Raw genomic sequence first — 16,971 nt, 5'->3', positions numbered from 1 at the left:
CGACATGGACACCACGCTTGCCACTTTCGAGAAAGACGTCATCGAGGCGTCGCTCGACGCCCCCGTGCTGGTCGACTTCTGGGCGCCGTGGTGCGGCCCCTGCAAGACGCTCGGTCCGCTGCTCGAAAAGCTCGAAGCCGACTACCAGGGCCGCTGGAAGCTCGTGAAGGTGAACGTCGACGAGAACCAGGAGCTCGCCGCGCACTTCCAGACGCGCAGCATCCCGCACGTGATCGCGTTCGCCGACGGGCGCCCGGTCGACCAGTTCATCGGCGTACTGCCGGAAGGCCAGTTGCGCGCGTTCCTCGACCGGCTGCTGCCGGCGCCCGAGGAAGCCGAACGCCGCGCCGCGCAATACGCGATCGCCGAGTCACGCTACGACGATGCGCTCACCCACCTCGAGGCGGCGCTCGCGCTGAACCCCGGTTTCGACGATGCACGGCTCGACCTGATCGAACTGCTGCTCGCGAACAACCAGGTCGATGCCGCGCGCACCGAGGCCGAGCGCCTGTCGCCGCAGACCGTGCAGGGCGCCGATCCGCGCTACCAGGCGATCAAGACCCGTTTCGATGCGCTCGACGCGACCGCCGACCTGCCGCCGACCGACGCGCTCGAAGCGCGTATCGCGGCGAACCCCGCCGATCTCGACGCACGCTTCGACCTTGCGCAGAGCCTGATCGCGCGACGCGCGTACGAAGGCGCGCTCGAGCAGTTGCTGGAAATCGTGTTGCGCGACCGCGCGTATGGCGACGACCTCGGCCGCCGCACGATGCTGTCGGTGTTCGAGATGGCGGGCGACAGCCCCGAGCTCGTCGCCGCGTGGCGGCGCAAGCTGAGCATGGCGCTCAACTGACGAACGGGCGGCCGGGCTGCAATGGCCCGGCTGCCGCGCCATCGCGCGCGGCGGATCTGCCGCGCCGCGGCATCACAGCATGCTGCTGCGCGTCGATCGATTTCCCGATCAGCCCGCGGCCCGCGCCGCGAGCGCCCGCAGCGCATGAGCGGCGGCCGCGAAACCGAAGCTCGCGGTCACGCACACGCTCGAACCGAATCCCGCACAGTTGAGCCCCGCGACATGCGCGGCCGTGGACGGCTCCGCGCCATCCTCGATGTCGCAAGCCGCTGCTTCCGGATAGATCAGCGGCTCGTCCGAATACACGGCGCTGACCTTGAAGCGCGCCTTCGGCCCGCGCGGAAAGCCGTGCTGCTTGCGCAACTGCGCGCGCACCTTCGACAGCAGCGGATCCTGGATCGTCAGCGCGAGATCGTCGATCCGGATGCGCGTCGGGTCGAGCTGCCCGCCCGCGCCGCCGACCGTGACGAGCGGCTGCCCTTTCGCGACGCACCACGCGATCAGCGCGACCTTCGTCCGCACGCTGTCGATCGCATCGATCACGTAGTCGAAGCCGCCGCCGAGCAGCGCGTCGAAGTTGTCGGGTTCGACGAAATCCTCGATCCGGTTCACGCGGCACGCGGGATCGATCAGCGCGATCCGCTCGGCCATCGCATCGACCTTCGGCTTGCCATAATTGCCGTCGAGCGCGTGGATCTGCCGGTTCGTGTTGCTTTCCGCAACGTTGTCGAGATCGATCAGCGTCAGCGTGCCGATCGCGCTGCGTGCGAGCGCCTCGGCCGTCCACGAACCGACGCCGCCGATGCCGATCACGGCGACGTGCGCGCGCTCGAACGCGGCGAGCGCGGGGGCGCCGTACAACCGCGCGATGCCGCCGAAACGGCGTTCGCGATCCACGTCAAGCTGGATTATCGGGCTCGGGGTAAGATCAGAAGAACTGGGCGGGGCAGTGTCGGGGGCGGACATGGCAGAAAGGAAAACGTAAGCGTACAGCCCTCTATTTTGCCTGAACTCGCCGCCTACACGCGCCACTGTGCACGCACGATTCTCGCGCGTTCGCTATACTGGCCCCGGATTGAAGCGTTTGCATAACATGACAACTCTCGCCGATCTTCGCATCAACTATTCGCGTGCTTCGCTCGATGAAGCCGACGTCGCCCCCGACCCTTTCGCCCAGTTCGATCGCTGGTTCAAGGAGGCGCTCGCCGCCAAGCTTCCCGAGCCGAACACGATGACGCTCGCCACCGTCGGCGAGAACGGCCGGCCGTCGGCCCGAATCGTGCTCATCAAGGGTGTCGACGAACGCGGGTTTGTCTTCTTTACCAATTACGAAAGCCGCAAGGGCCGCGATCTCGCCGCCCATCCGTACGCGGCGCTGCTGTTCTACTGGATCGAGCTCGAGCGCCAGGTGCGCATCGAAGGCCGGATCGAGAAAACCAGCACCGACGAAAGCGACCGCTATTTCGCATCGCGCCCGCTCGGCTCGCGCATCGGTGCGTGGGCGTCCGAGCAGAGCGCCGTGATCGACAGCCGTGCGACGCTCGAAGCGCGCGAGAAGGCCGTGGCCGAACGCTACGGCGAGAATCCGCCGCGCCCGCCGCAGTGGGGCGGCTATCGCGTCGTGCCCGACGCGATCGAATTCTGGCAGGGCCGCCCGTCGCGGCTGCACGATCGCCTGCTCTACACGCGCGACGCCGCGGCGGCGCCGGGCTGGACCATCTCGCGCCTGTCGCCGTAAGCAAGGCAGCGGCGCCGGTGCCTGCCGGTCGTATCTCGTGTTGCATGAGGGCGCCCGCCTCGCGGGGAGCGGGCGCCGGTCAAGATACTTGGCTGTATTCGATTCAACGAACAAACGGAGAATCCAAATGTTCTGGGAAAAGAAGCTGGCACAGTGGGCGGACGAAGTACGGGCGAAGGCGAACATACCGGCGCGCCTCGTGCTGTGGAACGGCGATCAACTCGATTTCGGCACCTTCAGCGCGCCGCAGGTCACGCTGAAGGTCAACAGCGCGTCCGCGTTGCCGCTGCTGCTCGAACCGAGCCTCGACAATCTCGGCGAGGCGTACGTGAAGGGCAAGATCGACATCGAGGGCAGGCTGTCGGACATCATCAACATCAGCTACTCGCTCGCGCGCAGCACGGTCACCAGCGCCAGCAAGCTCGCGCGCGTGAAGCGCTACTTCAATCATACGAAGAACAGCGACAGGAAGGCGATCCAGTATCACTACGACGTCTCGAACGAGTTCTACCAGCTGTGGCTCGACGAGAACATGGTGTACTCGTGCGCGTACTTCGAGAACGGCGACGAGGATCTCGCCACCGCGCAGATCAAGAAGATCGACCATATCCTGACCAAGATCCAGCTCGAGCCCGGCCAGCGGCTGCTCGACATCGGCTGCGGCTGGGGCGCGCTCGTGCTGCGCGCCGCGCAGAAATTCGGCGCGACCTGTCTGGGCGTGACGCTGTCGCAGAACCAGTTCGATCTGGCGACCGCGCGCGTGAAGGCCGCCGGGCTCGAGGACAAGATCGAGATCCGCCTGCAGGACTACCGCGAGATCGACGGGCAGTTCGACCGCATCACGAGCGTCGGGATGTTCGAGCACGTCGGCCGCAAGAATCTGCCGCTCTATTTCTCGCGCGTGCATGACCTGCTGACCGACGACGGCATCGCGATGAACCACGGGATCACGTCGACCGACGCCGAAAGCGGCGAGACCGCGCTCGGCGGCGGCGAATTCATCGACCGCTACGTATTCCCGGACGGCGAGCTGCCGCACATCAGCCTCGCGCTCGAAGCGGCGCAGCGCGGCGGGCTCGAAGCGGTTGACGTCGAAAGCCTGCGGCGGCACTATGCGCGCACGCTCGAGATCTGGACCGAGAATTTCGAGACGAAGGCGGAACAAGCGCGCGCGCTCGTCGACGACGAAAAATTCCGCATCTGGCGCGTGTACCTCGCCGGTTGCGCGTATGCATTCGAGCACGACGACGTGTCGATCTTCCAGATCGTGTGCCGCAAGGCCGGACGCAGCGCGAAAACGCTGCCGTGGTCGCGGCGCTATATGTACGAACACACGCTGCCGCGCTAGGCGGCACTTCACGCTGGGCACGCATGGGTGACGGCAGGACGCGGCGCAACACGCCGCCGCAACGACAGCAGCGCGACGAAGCGGACGGGTCGCACGCCGACGGGCAGTTCGACCTGTTCGGCGCGCCGCCCGACGACGCACGCGCGGCGGCTGCGCCCTTCGACGATGACCACCCGCCCGGTGCCGGCGAACGCGTGACGCCTGGCGAGCACGATGCCGCGCCACCGGCAAAGTCGCCTGCGCGCGCGGGCCGTGCGTCGCCCCGCCCTTCCTCCGATCAGGAACCGGAACCGCCTCCCGCCTCAGGCCTGCTGTGGGACGACCCGTTGCCGCCAGCCACGCCGCCGAAGAAGGGCCGGCGCCAGCGCGGCGTGCCGCCCGCACCGGTTTCCGCGGAAGTCGCCGACGTGGCGGCCGCGTTGCCGCCGAATGTGCGGCTCGGCACGTCGTCGTGGTATTTCCCCGGCTGGGACGGCATCGTCTACGACGGCGATTTCGCGCAGACGAAGCTGTCGCGCGAGGGCCTCGAAGCGTACGGCGCGCATCCGCTGCTGAAGAGCGTGAGCCTCGACCGCTCGTTCTACGGCCCGCTGTCGGTGGCCGACTACCTGCGCTACGCACAACAGGTACCGGACGACTTCCGCTTCGTCGTGAAGGCGCCGGCATCCGTCACCGACGCGGTCGTGCGCGGCCGGCGCGGCGAGCCGTCCGGCCCGAACCCGACCTTTCTCGACGCGCAGCTCGCCACCCGGGAATTCGTGGAGCCGTGCATCGAAGGGCTCGGCAAAAAGGCCGGCGTGCTGGTGTTCCAGTTTTCGCCGATGCCCGATCAACTGCTCGTCGAACCGGCCGCGCTGATCGACCGGCTGTCGGCGTTCTTCGCGGCGCTACCGCCGCTGCCGCCGGACGCCGACGGCACGCGCTACGCGATCGAGATCCGCGACGCGTGCCTGCTCACGCCGCGCTTCATCCGCGCGCTCGCGGCGCTCGGCGTGCGCTACTGCGTCGGCCTGCATGCGCGGATGCCCGACCCGCTGCGCCAGGCGGCCGCGCTCGCGCTGCTCGACGGCGACGCGCCGGGCCCGCTGATCGTGCGCTGGAGCCTGCACGGCGGATTCAAGTACGAACAGGCCAAGGCGAAGTACGAGCCGTTCGACAAGCTCGTCGACGAGGATCCGGCCACGCGCGCGGCGCTCGCCGAGCTGGCCGCGCGCTACGCGCTGGCCGGACAGCCGGTGATCATCACGATCAACAACAAGGCGGAAGGCTCCGCGCCGCTGTCGTGCGTCGCGCTCGCGCGCGAGATCGCCGCCGCGTGCGCGCAGTGGCGCAGCGAGGCGGCGTAGGGTTCGGCGGCGGCCGTCTGGCGGCGCCGCCTGCGCGCTTGCCGGCCGATTACGCGCCGCGCAGCGACTTCAGCCGGTGCGAGAACTTCTGGCGGAATTTCGCGAGCTTCGGCCCGATCACGACCGAGCAGTAGCCCTGCCCCGGATTGCGCGCGTAATAGTTCTGGTGATAGTCCTCAGCCGGCCAGTAGTTGTCGTCGAGCGGCACGACCTGCGTGACGATCGGCTGCCCGAACACCTGCTCGCGCTCCAGTTCGCGGATCACGTCCAGCGCGATGTCGCGCTGCTCGTCCGAATGCGTGAACACGACCGAACGGTACTGCGTGCCGACGTCGTTACCCTGCCGGTTCAGCTGGGTCGGATCGTGCGTCGCGAAGAAGATCTCGAGGATCTCGCGATAACCGATGCGTGCCGGATCGAACGTCACGTTCACGACCTCCGCGTGACCGGTATCGCCTTCGCACACGTCGCGATAGCCGGGATTGCGCATATGGCCGCCCGCATAGCCCGACTGGACGGCCGTCACGCCGTCGACATCGAGAAACACGGCCTCCGTGCACCAGAAGCACCCACCACCCACGGTCGCGGTTTCAAGCATCTCGTTCACCATGAAATCATCACCTCGTTGATGACGGCAACCGCACGCAAGCGCGCGCCGGCGCCGCCGGTCCGTATCGCCGCTGCCCGGTTGCCCGGCGCGAAGCGGCACGCGTTCAAGTATCTCACTCGCGCGCGAATCAGGCAGAAACGCGCGCGTATCACGCACCACCGGCGGTGCGTTTCTCGACTACACTTAGGCACGCTTGCCCGCGACGGCACACCGTCCCGGCTGCACGCAGCGTCCGATGCATGCCCGCCCCGATGCCAACATCATCCGCCGGAACATCGCTATGCACGCCCCGACAGAAGTCGTCCGGATTGCAGTTCCTGCCACCGGTGCCCCGCGCGCCGGCACTTCCATCGCACCATTGCGCCGCCATGCGCCCGTCGCGCCGCCTGCGCGGCGAGCCGGTGCACCGCGTTTCCCCGCTGTCCCGATCTGATGCACCGCACCGTGCGTCCTGCCACGCGTGCGGCCGCCGGTGCATGCGCATCACGCAACTGTTCGACCCGCACGTCCGCAACGAACGGCCGTGCGCCCGTGATCCGATACAACCGAGAGAGGCACTACGATGAGCATGCGGCCTGACCCGACATTTCACGCTTCGCCGGAACTCGCGATGCAGGCGCCGGCGGAAGAGTTCGCCTATACATTGTTGCTGAGCCCCGATTTTTCCAGACCCGACGCGCTCGCCGTGATCGACGTGAAGCCCGGTTCCTCGACCTACGGCAAGATCGTGCACACGGTGACGATGCCGAACACCGGCGACGAGTTTCACCACTTCGGCTGGAATGCGTGTTCGTCGTCGCTGTCGCCGCTGACCGGCCACGCGTTTCTCGAGCGCCGCTTCCTGATCATCCCCGGCCTGCGCTCGTCGCGGATCTACGTGATCGACACGAAGCCGCACCCGACGCAGGCACGCATCCACAAGATCATCGAACCCGACGAGATCTTCGCGAAGACCGGCTATTCGCGACCGCATACGGTCCACTGCGGCCCCGAAGGCATCTACGTGAGCACGCTCGGCGGCGCGGGCAAGGACGGCACCGACGGCGCGCCCGGCATCTTCATCATGGACTGCGAGACCTTCGACGTGCTCGGCCGCTGGGAAATCGACCGCGGCCCGCAGGACAAGCATTACGACTTCTGGTGGAACCTGCCGCGCGACTACATGGTGTCGAGCGAATGGGCGCTGCCGCCGCAGTTCGAGAACGGCATCGTGCCGGAAGACCTGCTCGCGAACCGCTACGGGCACCGGCTGCATTTCTGGGACCTGCGCGCGCGGCGCAACGTGCAGACGATCGATCTCGGCGCCCAGCACCAGATGGCGCTGGAGGTGCGGCCCGCGCACGATCCGGTGCGCGAATACGGGTTCGTCGGCGTCGTGGTCGATACGACCAACCTGGAAGGGTCGATCTGGACCTGGTGGCGCGAGGACGGCCAGTTCCATGTGAAGAAGACCGCGACGATCCCGCCCGAGCCGGCCGCGGCCGACGAGCTGCCGCCGCTGCTGCAGGGGTTCGGCGCGGTGCCGCCGCTCGTGACCGACATCGACCTGTCGCTCGACGACCGCTTCCTGTACGTGTCGTGCTGGGGCACGGGCGAAATGCGCCAGTACGACGTGTCGGATCCGCATCACCCGGTGCTCGCGGGCTCGGTGCGCATCGGCGGCATCGTGCGCCGCGCGCCGCACACGAACGGCCGCGCGTTCGCGGGCGGCCCGCAGATGGTCGAGATCAGCCGCGACGGCCGGCGCGTGTACTGGACCAACTCGCTCTACTCGACGTGGGACGACCAGTTCTATCCGGACGGCGTGCCGGCCGCGCAGGTGCTCGCGCATGTGGGGCCGGAGGGCGGGCTGACGCTCGCCGACGACTACTGGGTCGAGTTCCCCGACGGCTATCGCGCGCACCAGATCCGGCTCGAGGGCGGCGACTGCTCGACGGACTCGTTCTGCTATCCGTCGGTCAAGCGTTGAACGCCAGCCTCTCCGCGCCGCTCGCGCTGTGGGCGGCCGTGCTCGCGAGCGGCGTCTATCACGGACTCAATCCGGCGATGGGCTGGCCGCTCGCGGTGTCGAACGCGCTGATGACGCGCCGCGGCGGCGCGCTGCTCGCGGCGCTCGGCTATCTCGCGCTCGGCCATGCGCTGGCTGTCTTCATGGTGATGCTGCCGTTCGGGCTGCTCGCCGCGTTGCTCGCGTGGCAGTCGGCGATCCGGATCGGCGCGAGCGCGCTCGTGATCGGCTTCGGCGCGGTGCTGCTGATCCGGCGGCGCCATCCGCGCGCGCTTGCGCGGATCGCACCCGCGCGGCTCGGGTTGTGGTCGTTCGCGATCGCGCTCGCGCACGGCGCGGGACTGATGCTGGTGCCGATCTATCTCGGGCTCTGCGGGCTCGACCGGGATGCCGGCCATCGCGCGGCGGCCACGCTCGTCGATGCGCATCTCGGGATGGCCCTCGTGGTCGCAGCCGTGCACGCAGCCGCGATGATCGGCGCGGGCGGCGTGCTCGCGTGGCTCGTGTACCGCTATCTCGGGCTGAAGTTCGTCGCGCGGAGCTGGTTCAACCTCGACGCGGTGTGGGCGTCGAGCCTGATCCTGACGGGCGCGCTGTCGCTCGGGCTGGCGGCGGCGCGCTAGCACCGCCGCACGGCGCGGCCGCAGATCACGCGCGGTAAAACGCGACAGAACGGCCGTTCCCTGTCGATCGCGGCACCGTGCGACAGTGTTCGCTACCTCACGTTCACCTCACGCTCACGCCGCAATGCGCCGTGCGCACGGGCCCGGCGGTCGCGATTCCGCTAAAATCCGACCATGCGCACCCCTTCCCAACCGATCACCCCGGCCTTGTCGCCTTTCGTCCGCCGCGCCCGTTGCATCCGCCGCGCGCCGCGCCCGTCCGTTTCGTTCCGGATGGCCGCCCGATGAACCATGCCAACCCGCCGGACTTCGATTCGGCCGCATTCCGCCAGGCGCTCGGCCAGTTCGCGACGGGCGTCACCGTCATCACGACGCAGGCGCCGTCCGGGCAGTTGATCGGCATCACCGCAAGCTCGTTCAACTCGGTGTCGCTCGATCCGCCGCTCGTGCTGTGGAGCCTCGCGCACAAATCGGCGTCGACGCCGGTGTTCCGCAGCAACAGCCATTACGTGGTGAACGTGCTCGCGGCATCGCAGATCGACCTGTGCAAGCGCTTCTCGACCTACAAGGGCGACCGCTTCGAAGGGATCGCGCACGTGGCCGGCAACTCGGGCATGCCGGTGCTCGACGGTGCGCTCGCGTGGTTCGAATGCCACAACCGCAGCCGCTACGATGAAGGCGACCACGTGATCTTCGTCGGCGAAGTGGAACGCTGCGGCGTGCGCGCGGTATCGGATGCGGCGCCGCCGCTCGTGTTCCACGGCGGCGGCTTCCACGGCCTCACACCGCTTTGATCGCCCCGGTGCGCGCCAGTCCGACCGGCGCGCCCGCTTCGTCCTTCAGCGTCTGCAGCACGATGTTCGAACGGATGTCCATCACGCCCGGCGCCTTGTAGAGCCGGTTCAGCACGAAATCCGAATAGTGCTTGAGGTTGTGCGCGAGCACGCGCAGCAGATAGTGGCTCTCGCCCGTCACGACGAACGCGCCGACCACCTCCGGCCATTCGCGCAGCGCTTCCGCGAAGCGCTCGTGCCATTGATTCTCTTCGTTGCGCATCGACACCTGCACGAACGCCTCGAGCTCGAAGCCGAGCTTCTCGCGGCTCAAGCACGCGCGATAGTGTTCGATGACGCCCTGCTCCTCGAGCAGGCGCATCCGGCGTAAGCAAGCCGACGGCGAAAGCGAGATGCGTTCGGCCAGGTCGAGATTGCTGATTCTGCCTTCCTCCTGCAGTACCGCCAGAATCCTGCAGTCGGTGGCATCGAGCGTGATCGCATGCATTTTTGGTCCCCCTTTTCCCTCTCATTCGAATTATCTGCCAATTCGGCGGATTGTCCATGTTTATTTCGCAAGCACTTTCTGCGAGCGTCCACCTATCATTCGAAGGATCGATTCACCGATTCGTCATGCCATGGACACACTCTGGGACATCTCGCCGCCTGTCAGCCCCGCCACCCCCGTGTGGCCGGGCGATACGCCCGTTTCCGTCGAACGCGTGTGGCGGATGGAGGCCGGCTCGCCGGTCAACGTCGCGCGCCTGACGCTGTCGCCGCATACAGGCGCGCACTGCGACGCGCCGCTCCACTATGACGCCGACGGCGCGCCGATCGGCGCGGTGCCGCTCGATACCTATCTCGGCCCGTGCCGCGTGATCCACTGCATCGGCGCGGCGCCGGTCGTGCGCCCGGCCGACATCGAGGCCGCGCTCGACGGCGTGCCGCCGCGCGTGCTGCTGCGCACCTATGCACGCGCCAGCGTCGAGCAATGGGACAGCGGCTTCTGCGCGGTCGCGCCCGAGACCGTCGACCTGCTCGCCGCGTGCGGCGTGAAGCTGATCGGCATCGACACGCCGTCGCTCGACCCGCAGGAATCCAAGACCATGGATGCGCATCATCGCGTGCGTGCACACCGGATGGCGATCCTCGAAGGGATCGTGCTCGACGACGTGCCGCCCGGCGACTACGAGCTGATCGCGCTGCCGCTGAAGTTCACGACGCTCGACGCAAGCCCCGTGCGTGCGGTGCTGCGCGCGCTGCCCGGCCATTCCTCCTGATTACCCGACCCACTGACCCGACATCATGATCAAGACCCGTGAAGACGCGCTCGCCCTCGACCGCGACGACCCGCTCGCCGCGCTGCGCGACCAGTTCGCGCTGCCCGACGGCGTGATCTATCTCGACGGCAACTCGCTCGGCGCACAGCCGCGCGCATCGGCCACCCGCGCGCAACAGGTGATCGGCGCCGAATGGGGCGAAGGCCTGATCCGCAGCTGGAACACCGCCGGGTGGTTCGCGCTGCCGCGCCGCCTCGGCGACAAGCTCGCGACGCTGATCGGCGGCGCACCGGGCGAGACCGTCGTGACCGACACCATCTCGATCAACCTGTTCAAGCTGCTGTCGGCGATGCTGCGTCACCAGGCCGCGCGCGCGCCGGAGCGCCGTGTGATCGTGTCGGAGCGCTCGAACTTCCCGACCGACCTGTACATCGCGCAAGGGCTGATCGAGCAGCTCGGCGGCGGCTACGAGCTGCGCCTGATCGACGATCCGGCAGACCTGCCCGACGCGCTCGGTGCGGACACGGCCGTCGCGATGATCACGCACGTGAACTACCGCACCGGCTACATGCACGACATGCCGGCCGTCACTCAGCTCGTGCACGACGCGGGCGCGCTGATGCTGTGGGATCTCGCGCACTCGGCCGGCGCGGTGCCGGTCGACCTGAACGGCGCGCATGCGGATGGCGCGGTCGGCTGCACGTACAAGTACCTGAACGGCGGCCCCGGTTCGCCGGCGTTCGTGTGGGTGCCGCAGCGCCATCACGCGCATTTCTCACAGCCGCTGTCGGGCTGGTGGGGCCACCGCGCACCGTTCGCGATGCAGCCGGGCTTCGCGCCCGATCCGGGCATCGCGCGCTTCCTGTGCGGCACGCAGCCGATCGTGTCGATGTCGATGGTCGAATGCGGGCTCGACGTGTTCCTGCAGACCGACATGCACGCGATCCGCCGCAAGTCGCTCGCGCTCACCGATGCGTTCATCGCACTCGTCGAAGCGCGCTGCGCGGGCCTGTCGCTGAAGCTCGTCACGCCGCGCGCGCATCACCAGCGCGGCTCGCAGGCGAGCTTCGAGCATCCGCACGGCTACGAGGTGATGCAGGCGCTGATCGCGCGCGGCGTGATCGGCGACTACCGCGAGCCGTACGTGCTGCGCTTCGGCTTCACGCCGCTCTATACGCGCTTCGTCGACGTGTGGGATGCCGTCGAGACGCTGCGCGACATCCTGGCCACCGATGCGTGGAAGGCACCCGAGTTCGCCGAGCGCGGCGCGGTGACCTGATCGGCGTCGACCGGCGCGCGCAGGCCGCGCGCCGCGCCCCCCGTCATTCAAATCTGGAGAGAGTCGTGAATTCTGGTCATATGCAGCCACCCGGCGACAATGCGCCGGCGGGCTGCCCGTTCTCGGGCGCACGCGCGGCCCAACCCGCTCATGAAGCGCCGCACGTGCCGGGCGACGCGGCAGGCGAAGCCGGCTGGCACGACGCGCAGCTCGATTTCTCGAAGTCGATGAGCTACGGCGACTATCTGTCGCTGAATTCGATCCTCGACGCGCAGCATCCGCTGTCGCCCGATCACAACGAGATGCTGTTCATCATCCAGCATCAGACGAGCGAGCTGTGGATGAAGCTCGCGCTGTTCGAGCTGCGCGGCGCGCTCGACGCGGTGCGCGGCGACGCGCTGCCGCCCGCGTTCAAGATGCTCGCGCGCGTGTCGCGGATCCTCGAGCAGCTCGTGCAGGCGTGGAACGTGCTGTCGACGATGACGCCGTCCGAGTATTCGGCGATGCGGCCGTATCTCGGCCAGTCGTCGGGCTTCCAGTCGTACCAGTACCGGCAGCTCGAATTCCTGCTCGGCAACAAGAACGTGCAGATGCTGCAGCCGCACGCGCACCGGCCCGACATCCTCGAACAGGTGCGCGCGACGCTCGAGGCGCCGTCGTTCTACGACGAGGTCGTGCGCCTGCTCGCGCGGCGCGGTTTCCCGATCGCGCCCGAGCGGCTCGAGCGCGACTGGACGCAGCCGATGCGTCACGACGAAACGGTCGAGGCCGCGTGGCTCGAGGTCTACCGTCACCCGCAGCAGCACTGGGAGCTGTACGAGATGGCCGAGGAACTCGTCGATCTCGAGGATGCGTTCCGCCAGTGGCGTTTCCGCCACGTGACGACCGTCGAGCGCATCATCGGCTTCAAGCAGGGCACCGGCGGCACGAGCGGCGCGCCGTATCTGCGCAAGATGCTCGACGTCGTGCTGTTCCCCGAGCTCTGGCACGTGCGCACCACGCTGTAACGCACGGCATGCGCCCGCGCGTCACGACGACGTGCGGGCCAGCTCCTCCCCGTCGCGCGGCAACGCCCGTTCGCGCGCGAACCGCGGAATGTGACGCCGCATCGCGAGCAGTGCGACGCACACCACGCCCATCGCGATGGCCAGCATCGTCAGGTACGCCGTCGCGCCGCCCGCGCTGATCACGATCGCGCCCGCGAACGCGCTGAGGATCGCGCCGAGCCGGCCGAATGCGAGCGCGCTCGCGGTGCCGGTCGCACGCACCGCCGTCGGATAGATGTACGCGCAGAGCGCATACATCGTCGACTGCACCGCGTTGACGAACAAACCGTGCAGGCCGAGCCCGACGATCAGCCAGCCCGTGTGGCGTCCCGCATCGATACCCATCAGCCATATCGCACTCGCCACGCCGCCGATGCTGCACAGCGCGAGCGGCCAGCGTGAACCGGCATGCGTGATCGCCCATGCGCACAGCAGCGCGCCGATCACGCCGCCGAGGTTGTACGCGGTCAACCCCGAGCCCGCGACCGACACGCTCAGCCCGCTCGCGGCCAGCATCGTCGGCAGCCAGCTGAATGCCGCATACACGGCGAGCAGGCACATGAAGAATGCGCACCACAGCGCGATCGTGTCGCGCGCCTGGTTGTCGGCGAACAAGGCGCCGAACCCGCCGCGCGCGCCGGGTGCGCGCGCATCGCGCAGATCGGTGAACGCGGTGCCCGGCGCGACCGGCCGCTGCATGCGCGCGAGCAGCGCGCCGAGTTCCGGCCAGCGCGCGGGGCGGCGCGCCAGATAGCGCGGCGATTCGGGCAGCGCGCGCATCAGCACGAAACCGAGCACGAGCGGCAGCGCGCCGCCGGCGAAGAACAGTCCGCGCCAGCCATAGCGCGGCAGCACCTCGTGCGCGAACAGTCCGGCCAGCATGCCGCCGAGCGGCACGCAGACGATCGTCGCCGTCACCATCATCGTGCGGCGCCGCGCGGGCGTGTATTCGGCCGTCATCGTCGTGGCGGTCGGCAGCGCGCCGCCGATCCCGAGCCCCGCGCAGAAGCGCAGCAGCGCGATCGTCGCGACATCCGGCGCGAAGCCGATCGCGCAGGTCGCGACGCCGAACAGGAACACGCTGCCGATCACGGCCTGGCGGCGGCCGAAACGATCCGCGACGATCCCCGCGCACGCGCTGCCGATGCCCATGCCGATCAGCCCGGCGGCCACCGCCGGCGCGAATGCGCCGCGCGTGATCCCCCATTCGCGGATCAGCACCGGAATCGCGAAGCCGATCAACTGGCCGTCGAAGCCGTCGAGCACGATCGCGAGCGCGGCGAGCAGCACCACGCAACGCTGCATCGTCGTGAACGGCCCGTCGTCGAGCGTCGCGCCGATGTCGACGGCCGGCGGCTGCACTCCGTCGTGCGTGCTCATGCGGCCTCCCGGCTGCCGCGCAGCGGCGGCAAGATGCGCGAACGGCGCGCGGCAACACAACGGTATTCGATGAATTTCATGGCGTCTCCTGTTGCCCGGGCTGACGCGGCTGCGCGTGCCCCGGATCTCGTGCTGCGCGGCCGGTCGATGTCGATGCATCGGCGCCGGCATCCTGTTCAATCTGCGCCGGTCCGGCGGCATCGCGTCACGCGGCGCGCGCGTATCGTCGTGCGGCGCCAGCCGGCCGCCGGCCCGATGCTCAGTCGAGCTGCGCGTCGATCAACCGGACCAGCGCGAGCAGCGTCTCGACGTGCGGCACCGCGACGCCCGTCTCGCGCGCGGCCGCGACGACCTGACCGTTGATCGCGCCGATCTCCGTGCGGCGGCCCGCGAGCACGTCCTGCAGCATCGACGGCCGATGGCCGCGATGCTCGCCAATCGCATGCTCGACATTGCGCGCGATCCGCTCGCCATCCACGGCGACGCCTTTCGCGCGCGCGACGGCCGCCGTCTCCGCGGCGATTGCGAGCGCGAGCCGCGGCCCTTCGGGATCGCGGCCGAGCTGGTCGACCGTGCAGCCCGTCGCCGCGCACAGCGTGTTGAGCGCCGCATTGAACGCGACCTTCTCCCAGATCGCGGCCCAGACGTCCGGATCGAGCGAACACGCGAGCCCGGCGCGCGACAGCGTGTCGGCCACGGCCGCCGCGAACGGGCGCGACGCGCCGTCCGCCGTCATCATGCGGATCGTGCCGGCACCGTGCGAGCGCACGTGTCCGGCGCCCGCGAAGTCGGCCGGCCACGTCGTGACGCCGACCAGAATGCGCTCGAGCGGCACGAACGCGTTCAGCGTCTCGACGTTGCCGAGACCGTTCTGCAGCGTCAGCACGGATGTCCGCGGTGTCAGCAATGCGTGCACGCCTTCGAGTGCCGCGCATGTGTGCAGCGATTTCGTGAACACGATCAGCAAGTCGAACGGGGCATCGGGCGCGGCGCCTGCCGCTGCATTCGCCGCTTCCGGCCGCACGGCCTGCAGCGTGCGGATGCGGCGTTCGCCGCGATCGTCGTCGATGCGCAGCCCGTCGCGGCGGATCGCATCGAGATGCGCGTCGTTCACGTCGATCAGCGTCACGGCTTCGCCGTGCTCGGCCAGCCGCGCGCCGAACAGCGAACCCATCGCGCCGGCACCCAGAATCGCAATCCTCATCGTCGATCGCCTCTCAGAACGGATAGTGGCGCGGCGTGGTCTGCACGGTGATCCAGCGCAGGTCCGTGAACGCGGCGATGCCGGCCTTGCCGCCGAAATGCCCGAAGCCGCTGTCCTTCACGCCGCCGAACGGCATCTGCGCCTCGTCGTGCACGGTCGGGCCGTTCACGTGGCAAATGCCCGACTCGATGCGCGCCGCGACGCGCATCGCGCGCGCGACGTCGCGGCTGAACACGGCCGACGACAGCCCGAACGCGTTGTCGTTTGCGCAGTCGATCGCGGCCGCCTCGCCGTCGACCCGCACGATGCCCTTCACCGGCCCGAACGACTCCTCCGCGTAGATCCGCATCGCGGGCGTCACGCGATCGAGCAGCGTCGCCGGGAACAGCGTGGTGTCGGACCGGCCGCCGCACAGCAGCGTCGCGCCGTGCGCGAGCGCATCGTCGATCAGCGTGTTGCAGCGCTCGACGGCCTTCATGTCGATCAGCGAGCCGAGCACGACGGGCCCGTGGCGCGGGTCGCCGAGCGGCAGCGACGCGGCCCGGGCGGCGAGCTTCGCGACGAACGCGTCGGCGATCGATGCGTCGACGATGATCCGCTCGGTCGACATGCAGATCTGCCCGGAATTCGCGAACGCGCCGAACGCGGCCGCCGCGACCGCCGCGTCGAGATCCGCATCGTCGAGTACGACGAACGGCGCCTTGCCGCCGAGCTCGAGCACCGACGGTTTCAGATGACGCGCGCACGCTTCGGCGATGATCCGCCCGACGCGTGTCGATCCGGTGAAATTCACGCGGCGCACGGCCGGATGCGCGATCAGTGCGTCGACCACCGCGCCCGCGTCCTCCGGCGCGTTCGTCACGAAGTTCACGACACCCGCCGGCAGCCCGGCCTCCTGCAGCGCCTCGACCACCAGCCCGTGCGTGACCGGGCACAATTCGGAGCCCTTGAGCACGATCGTGTTGCCGCACGCGAGCGGCAGCGCGAGCGCGCGCGTCGCGAGGATCACCGGCGCGTTCCACGGCGCGATGCCGAGCACGACGCCGGCCGGCTGCCGCACGCCCATCGCGAGCGAACCGGGCACGTCGGACGGGATCAGCTCGCCGCCGATCTGCGTGGTCAGCGACGCGGCCTCGACGAGCCCGCTCGCGGCAAGCTTCACGTTGAAGCCGGCCCACAACGCCGACGCGCCGGTTTCGGCCGCCATCGCGGCGACGAACTGCTCGTGCTTCGCTTCGAGCGCGGCGGCCGCCTTCAGCAGCAGCGCACGCCGCGCGCCGGGGCCGAGCGCCGCCCAATCGGGAAACGCGCGCGCGGCCGCGTCGGCCGCCGCGCGTGCATCGTCGACCGTGCACGCCGGCGCGGCCGACGCGACTTCGCCGTCGAGCGGGTTGTGGCGCACGAAGGTCGCGCCGCTGGACGAATGGCGGCGTTGGCCGCCGATCAGCATCGATACGGTTTGCATGAATTCTCCGGAACGACG

At 68.9% G+C, this 16,971-nt stretch carries 16 protein-coding genes; 10 read left to right on the top strand and 6 right to left on the bottom strand.

The window, feature by feature from the left end; all coding sequences use genetic code 11:
- Positions 1-4: 4 nt before the first annotated feature.
- A complete protein-coding gene (gene trxA, locus ABIC50_RS20885) occupies positions 5-853 on the top strand; it encodes a thioredoxin (RefSeq protein ID WP_006750955.1) in 849 nt (282 codons plus the stop codon).
- 108 nt (positions 854-961) lie between these two features.
- Here trxA and tcdA read toward each other — a convergent pair whose 3' ends face one another.
- Positions 962-1,819, bottom strand: coding sequence for a tRNA cyclic N6-threonylcarbamoyladenosine(37) synthase TcdA (gene tcdA / locus ABIC50_RS20880; RefSeq protein ID WP_354166618.1), 858 nt, complete (start codon positions 1,817-1,819; stop codon positions 962-964).
- A gap of 127 nt (positions 1,820-1,946) precedes the next feature.
- Between tcdA and pdxH the strand changes: the two genes are divergently transcribed.
- The 3 genes from pdxH (at position 1,947) to ABIC50_RS20865 (ending at position 5,285) form a co-directional block, all read left to right on the top strand.
- The gene (gene pdxH / locus ABIC50_RS20875) at positions 1,947-2,591 is read left to right on the top strand and encodes a pyridoxamine 5'-phosphate oxidase (protein ID WP_012364560.1); all 645 of its coding nucleotides are present in this window, start codon (positions 1,947-1,949) and stop codon (positions 2,589-2,591) included.
- Between the two features lie 127 nt (positions 2,592-2,718).
- Positions 2,719-3,939, top strand: a complete 1,221-nt coding sequence (locus tag ABIC50_RS20870; protein WP_011657762.1) for a class I SAM-dependent methyltransferase — start codon at positions 2,719-2,721, stop codon at positions 3,937-3,939.
- Positions 3,940-3,962: 23 nt separating this feature from the next.
- Positions 3,963-5,285: a DUF72 domain-containing protein gene (locus ABIC50_RS20865; RefSeq protein WP_354166616.1), complete on the top strand. Its 1,323-nt coding sequence runs from the start codon at positions 3,963-3,965 to the stop codon at positions 5,283-5,285.
- A gap of 49 nt (positions 5,286-5,334) precedes the next feature.
- Here ABIC50_RS20865 and msrA read toward each other — a convergent pair whose 3' ends face one another.
- Positions 5,335-5,895 (bottom strand): peptide-methionine (S)-S-oxide reductase MsrA, encoded by a 561-nt coding sequence (gene msrA / locus ABIC50_RS20860; protein ID WP_011657764.1) that lies wholly within the window; start codon positions 5,893-5,895, stop codon positions 5,335-5,337.
- Positions 5,896-6,457: 562 nt separating this feature from the next.
- On the opposite strand from msrA, the gene ABIC50_RS20855 reads away from it, so the two are divergent.
- From ABIC50_RS20855 to ABIC50_RS20845, 3 genes are all read left to right on the top strand, one after another.
- The gene (locus ABIC50_RS20855; protein ID WP_012364564.1) at positions 6,458-7,864 is read left to right on the top strand and encodes a selenium-binding protein SBP56-related protein; all 1,407 of its coding nucleotides are present in this window, start codon (positions 6,458-6,460) and stop codon (positions 7,862-7,864) included.
- A complete protein-coding gene (locus ABIC50_RS20850; protein ID WP_175728275.1) occupies positions 7,861-8,526 on the top strand; it encodes a hypothetical protein in 666 nt (221 codons plus the stop codon). Before ABIC50_RS20855 ends, ABIC50_RS20850 begins: the two co-directional genes overlap by 4 nt.
- 284 nt (positions 8,527-8,810) lie before the next feature.
- Entirely contained in the window at positions 8,811-9,320 is a 510-nt protein-coding gene (locus ABIC50_RS20845) for a flavin reductase family protein (RefSeq protein WP_011657768.1), read from the top strand.
- Here ABIC50_RS20845 and ABIC50_RS20840 read toward each other — a convergent pair.
- On the bottom strand, positions 9,307-9,807 hold the full coding sequence (locus ABIC50_RS20840) for an Lrp/AsnC family transcriptional regulator (RefSeq protein WP_006477992.1): 501 nt from the start codon (positions 9,805-9,807) through the stop codon (positions 9,307-9,309). The genes ABIC50_RS20845 and ABIC50_RS20840 overlap by 14 nt on opposite strands.
- Before the next feature lie 130 nt (positions 9,808-9,937).
- Between ABIC50_RS20840 and kynB the strand changes: the two genes are divergently transcribed.
- The 3 genes from kynB (at position 9,938) to kynA (ending at position 12,865) form a co-directional block, all read left to right on the top strand.
- Complete coding sequence (kynB, locus tag ABIC50_RS20835) at positions 9,938-10,579, top strand: arylformamidase (protein WP_354166614.1); 642 nt, start codon at positions 9,938-9,940, stop codon at positions 10,577-10,579.
- A 25-nt stretch (positions 10,580-10,604) separates the two neighbouring features.
- A complete protein-coding gene (kynU, locus tag ABIC50_RS20830; protein WP_471686018.1) occupies positions 10,605-11,858 on the top strand; it encodes a kynureninase in 1,254 nt (417 codons plus the stop codon).
- Positions 11,859-11,938: 80 nt separating this feature from the next.
- Complete coding sequence (gene kynA / locus ABIC50_RS20825; RefSeq protein WP_034177043.1) at positions 11,939-12,865, top strand: tryptophan 2,3-dioxygenase; 927 nt, start codon at positions 11,939-11,941, stop codon at positions 12,863-12,865.
- A 21-nt stretch (positions 12,866-12,886) separates the two neighbouring features.
- Here the strand turns inward: kynA and ABIC50_RS20820 are convergent, their stop codons facing one another.
- The 3 genes from ABIC50_RS20820 to ABIC50_RS20810 form a co-directional block, all read right to left on the bottom strand.
- Positions 12,887-14,284, bottom strand: coding sequence for an MFS transporter (locus tag ABIC50_RS20820; RefSeq protein ID WP_354166612.1), 1,398 nt, complete (start codon positions 14,282-14,284; stop codon positions 12,887-12,889).
- 259 nt (positions 14,285-14,543) lie between these two features.
- Positions 14,544-15,488, bottom strand: coding sequence for a ketopantoate reductase family protein (locus tag ABIC50_RS20815; protein ID WP_354166609.1), 945 nt, complete (start codon positions 15,486-15,488; stop codon positions 14,544-14,546).
- A 13-nt stretch (positions 15,489-15,501) separates the two neighbouring features.
- On the bottom strand, positions 15,502-16,953 hold the full coding sequence (locus ABIC50_RS20810) for an aldehyde dehydrogenase (protein WP_354166607.1): 1,452 nt from the start codon (positions 16,951-16,953) through the stop codon (positions 15,502-15,504).
- Positions 16,954-16,971: the final 18 nt, after the last annotated feature.

This window comes from Burkholderia sp. 567 (genome assembly GCF_040545115.1).
Taxonomy (GTDB): Bacteria; Pseudomonadota; Gammaproteobacteria; order Burkholderiales; family Burkholderiaceae; genus Burkholderia; species Burkholderia ambifaria.
This window is presented reverse-complemented; position numbering and strand designations above follow the sequence as displayed.

What these genes read in the sequence shown, in the direction of transcription:
- ABIC50_RS20810 (WP_354166607.1), bottom strand. Translation starts at nt 16,953, where the DNA reads ATGCAAACCGTATCGATGCTGATCGGCGGCCAACGCCGCCATTCGTCC.
- ABIC50_RS20815 (WP_354166609.1), bottom strand. Translation starts at nt 15,488, where the DNA reads ATGAGGATTGCGATTCTGGGTGCCGGCGCGATGGGTTCGCTGTTCGGC.
- ABIC50_RS20855 (WP_012364564.1), top strand. Translation starts at nt 6,458, where the DNA reads ATGAGCATGCGGCCTGACCCGACATTTCACGCTTCGCCGGAACTCGCG.
- tcdA (WP_354166618.1), bottom strand. Translation starts at nt 1,819, where the DNA reads ATGTCCGCCCCCGACACTGCCCCGCCCAGTTCTTCTGATCTTACCCCG.
- trxA (WP_006750955.1), top strand. Translation starts at nt 5, where the DNA reads ATGGACACCACGCTTGCCACTTTCGAGAAAGACGTCATCGAGGCGTCG.
- ABIC50_RS20870 (WP_011657762.1), top strand. Translation starts at nt 2,719, where the DNA reads ATGTTCTGGGAAAAGAAGCTGGCACAGTGGGCGGACGAAGTACGGGCG.
- pdxH (WP_012364560.1), top strand. Translation starts at nt 1,947, where the DNA reads ATGACAACTCTCGCCGATCTTCGCATCAACTATTCGCGTGCTTCGCTC.
- ABIC50_RS20865 (WP_354166616.1), top strand. Translation starts at nt 3,963, where the DNA reads ATGGGTGACGGCAGGACGCGGCGCAACACGCCGCCGCAACGACAGCAG.
- msrA (WP_011657764.1), bottom strand. Translation starts at nt 5,895, where the DNA reads ATGGTGAACGAGATGCTTGAAACCGCGACCGTGGGTGGTGGGTGCTTC.
- kynB (WP_354166614.1), top strand. Translation starts at nt 9,938, where the DNA reads ATGGACACACTCTGGGACATCTCGCCGCCTGTCAGCCCCGCCACCCCC.
- ABIC50_RS20820 (WP_354166612.1), bottom strand. Translation starts at nt 14,284, where the DNA reads ATGAGCACGCACGACGGAGTGCAGCCGCCGGCCGTCGACATCGGCGCG.
- kynU (WP_471686018.1), top strand. Translation starts at nt 10,605, where the DNA reads ATGATCAAGACCCGTGAAGACGCGCTCGCCCTCGACCGCGACGACCCG.
- ABIC50_RS20840 (WP_006477992.1), bottom strand. Translation starts at nt 9,807, where the DNA reads ATGCATGCGATCACGCTCGATGCCACCGACTGCAGGATTCTGGCGGTA.
- ABIC50_RS20845 (WP_011657768.1), top strand. Translation starts at nt 8,811, where the DNA reads ATGAACCATGCCAACCCGCCGGACTTCGATTCGGCCGCATTCCGCCAG.
- kynA (WP_034177043.1), top strand. Translation starts at nt 11,939, where the DNA reads ATGCAGCCACCCGGCGACAATGCGCCGGCGGGCTGCCCGTTCTCGGGC.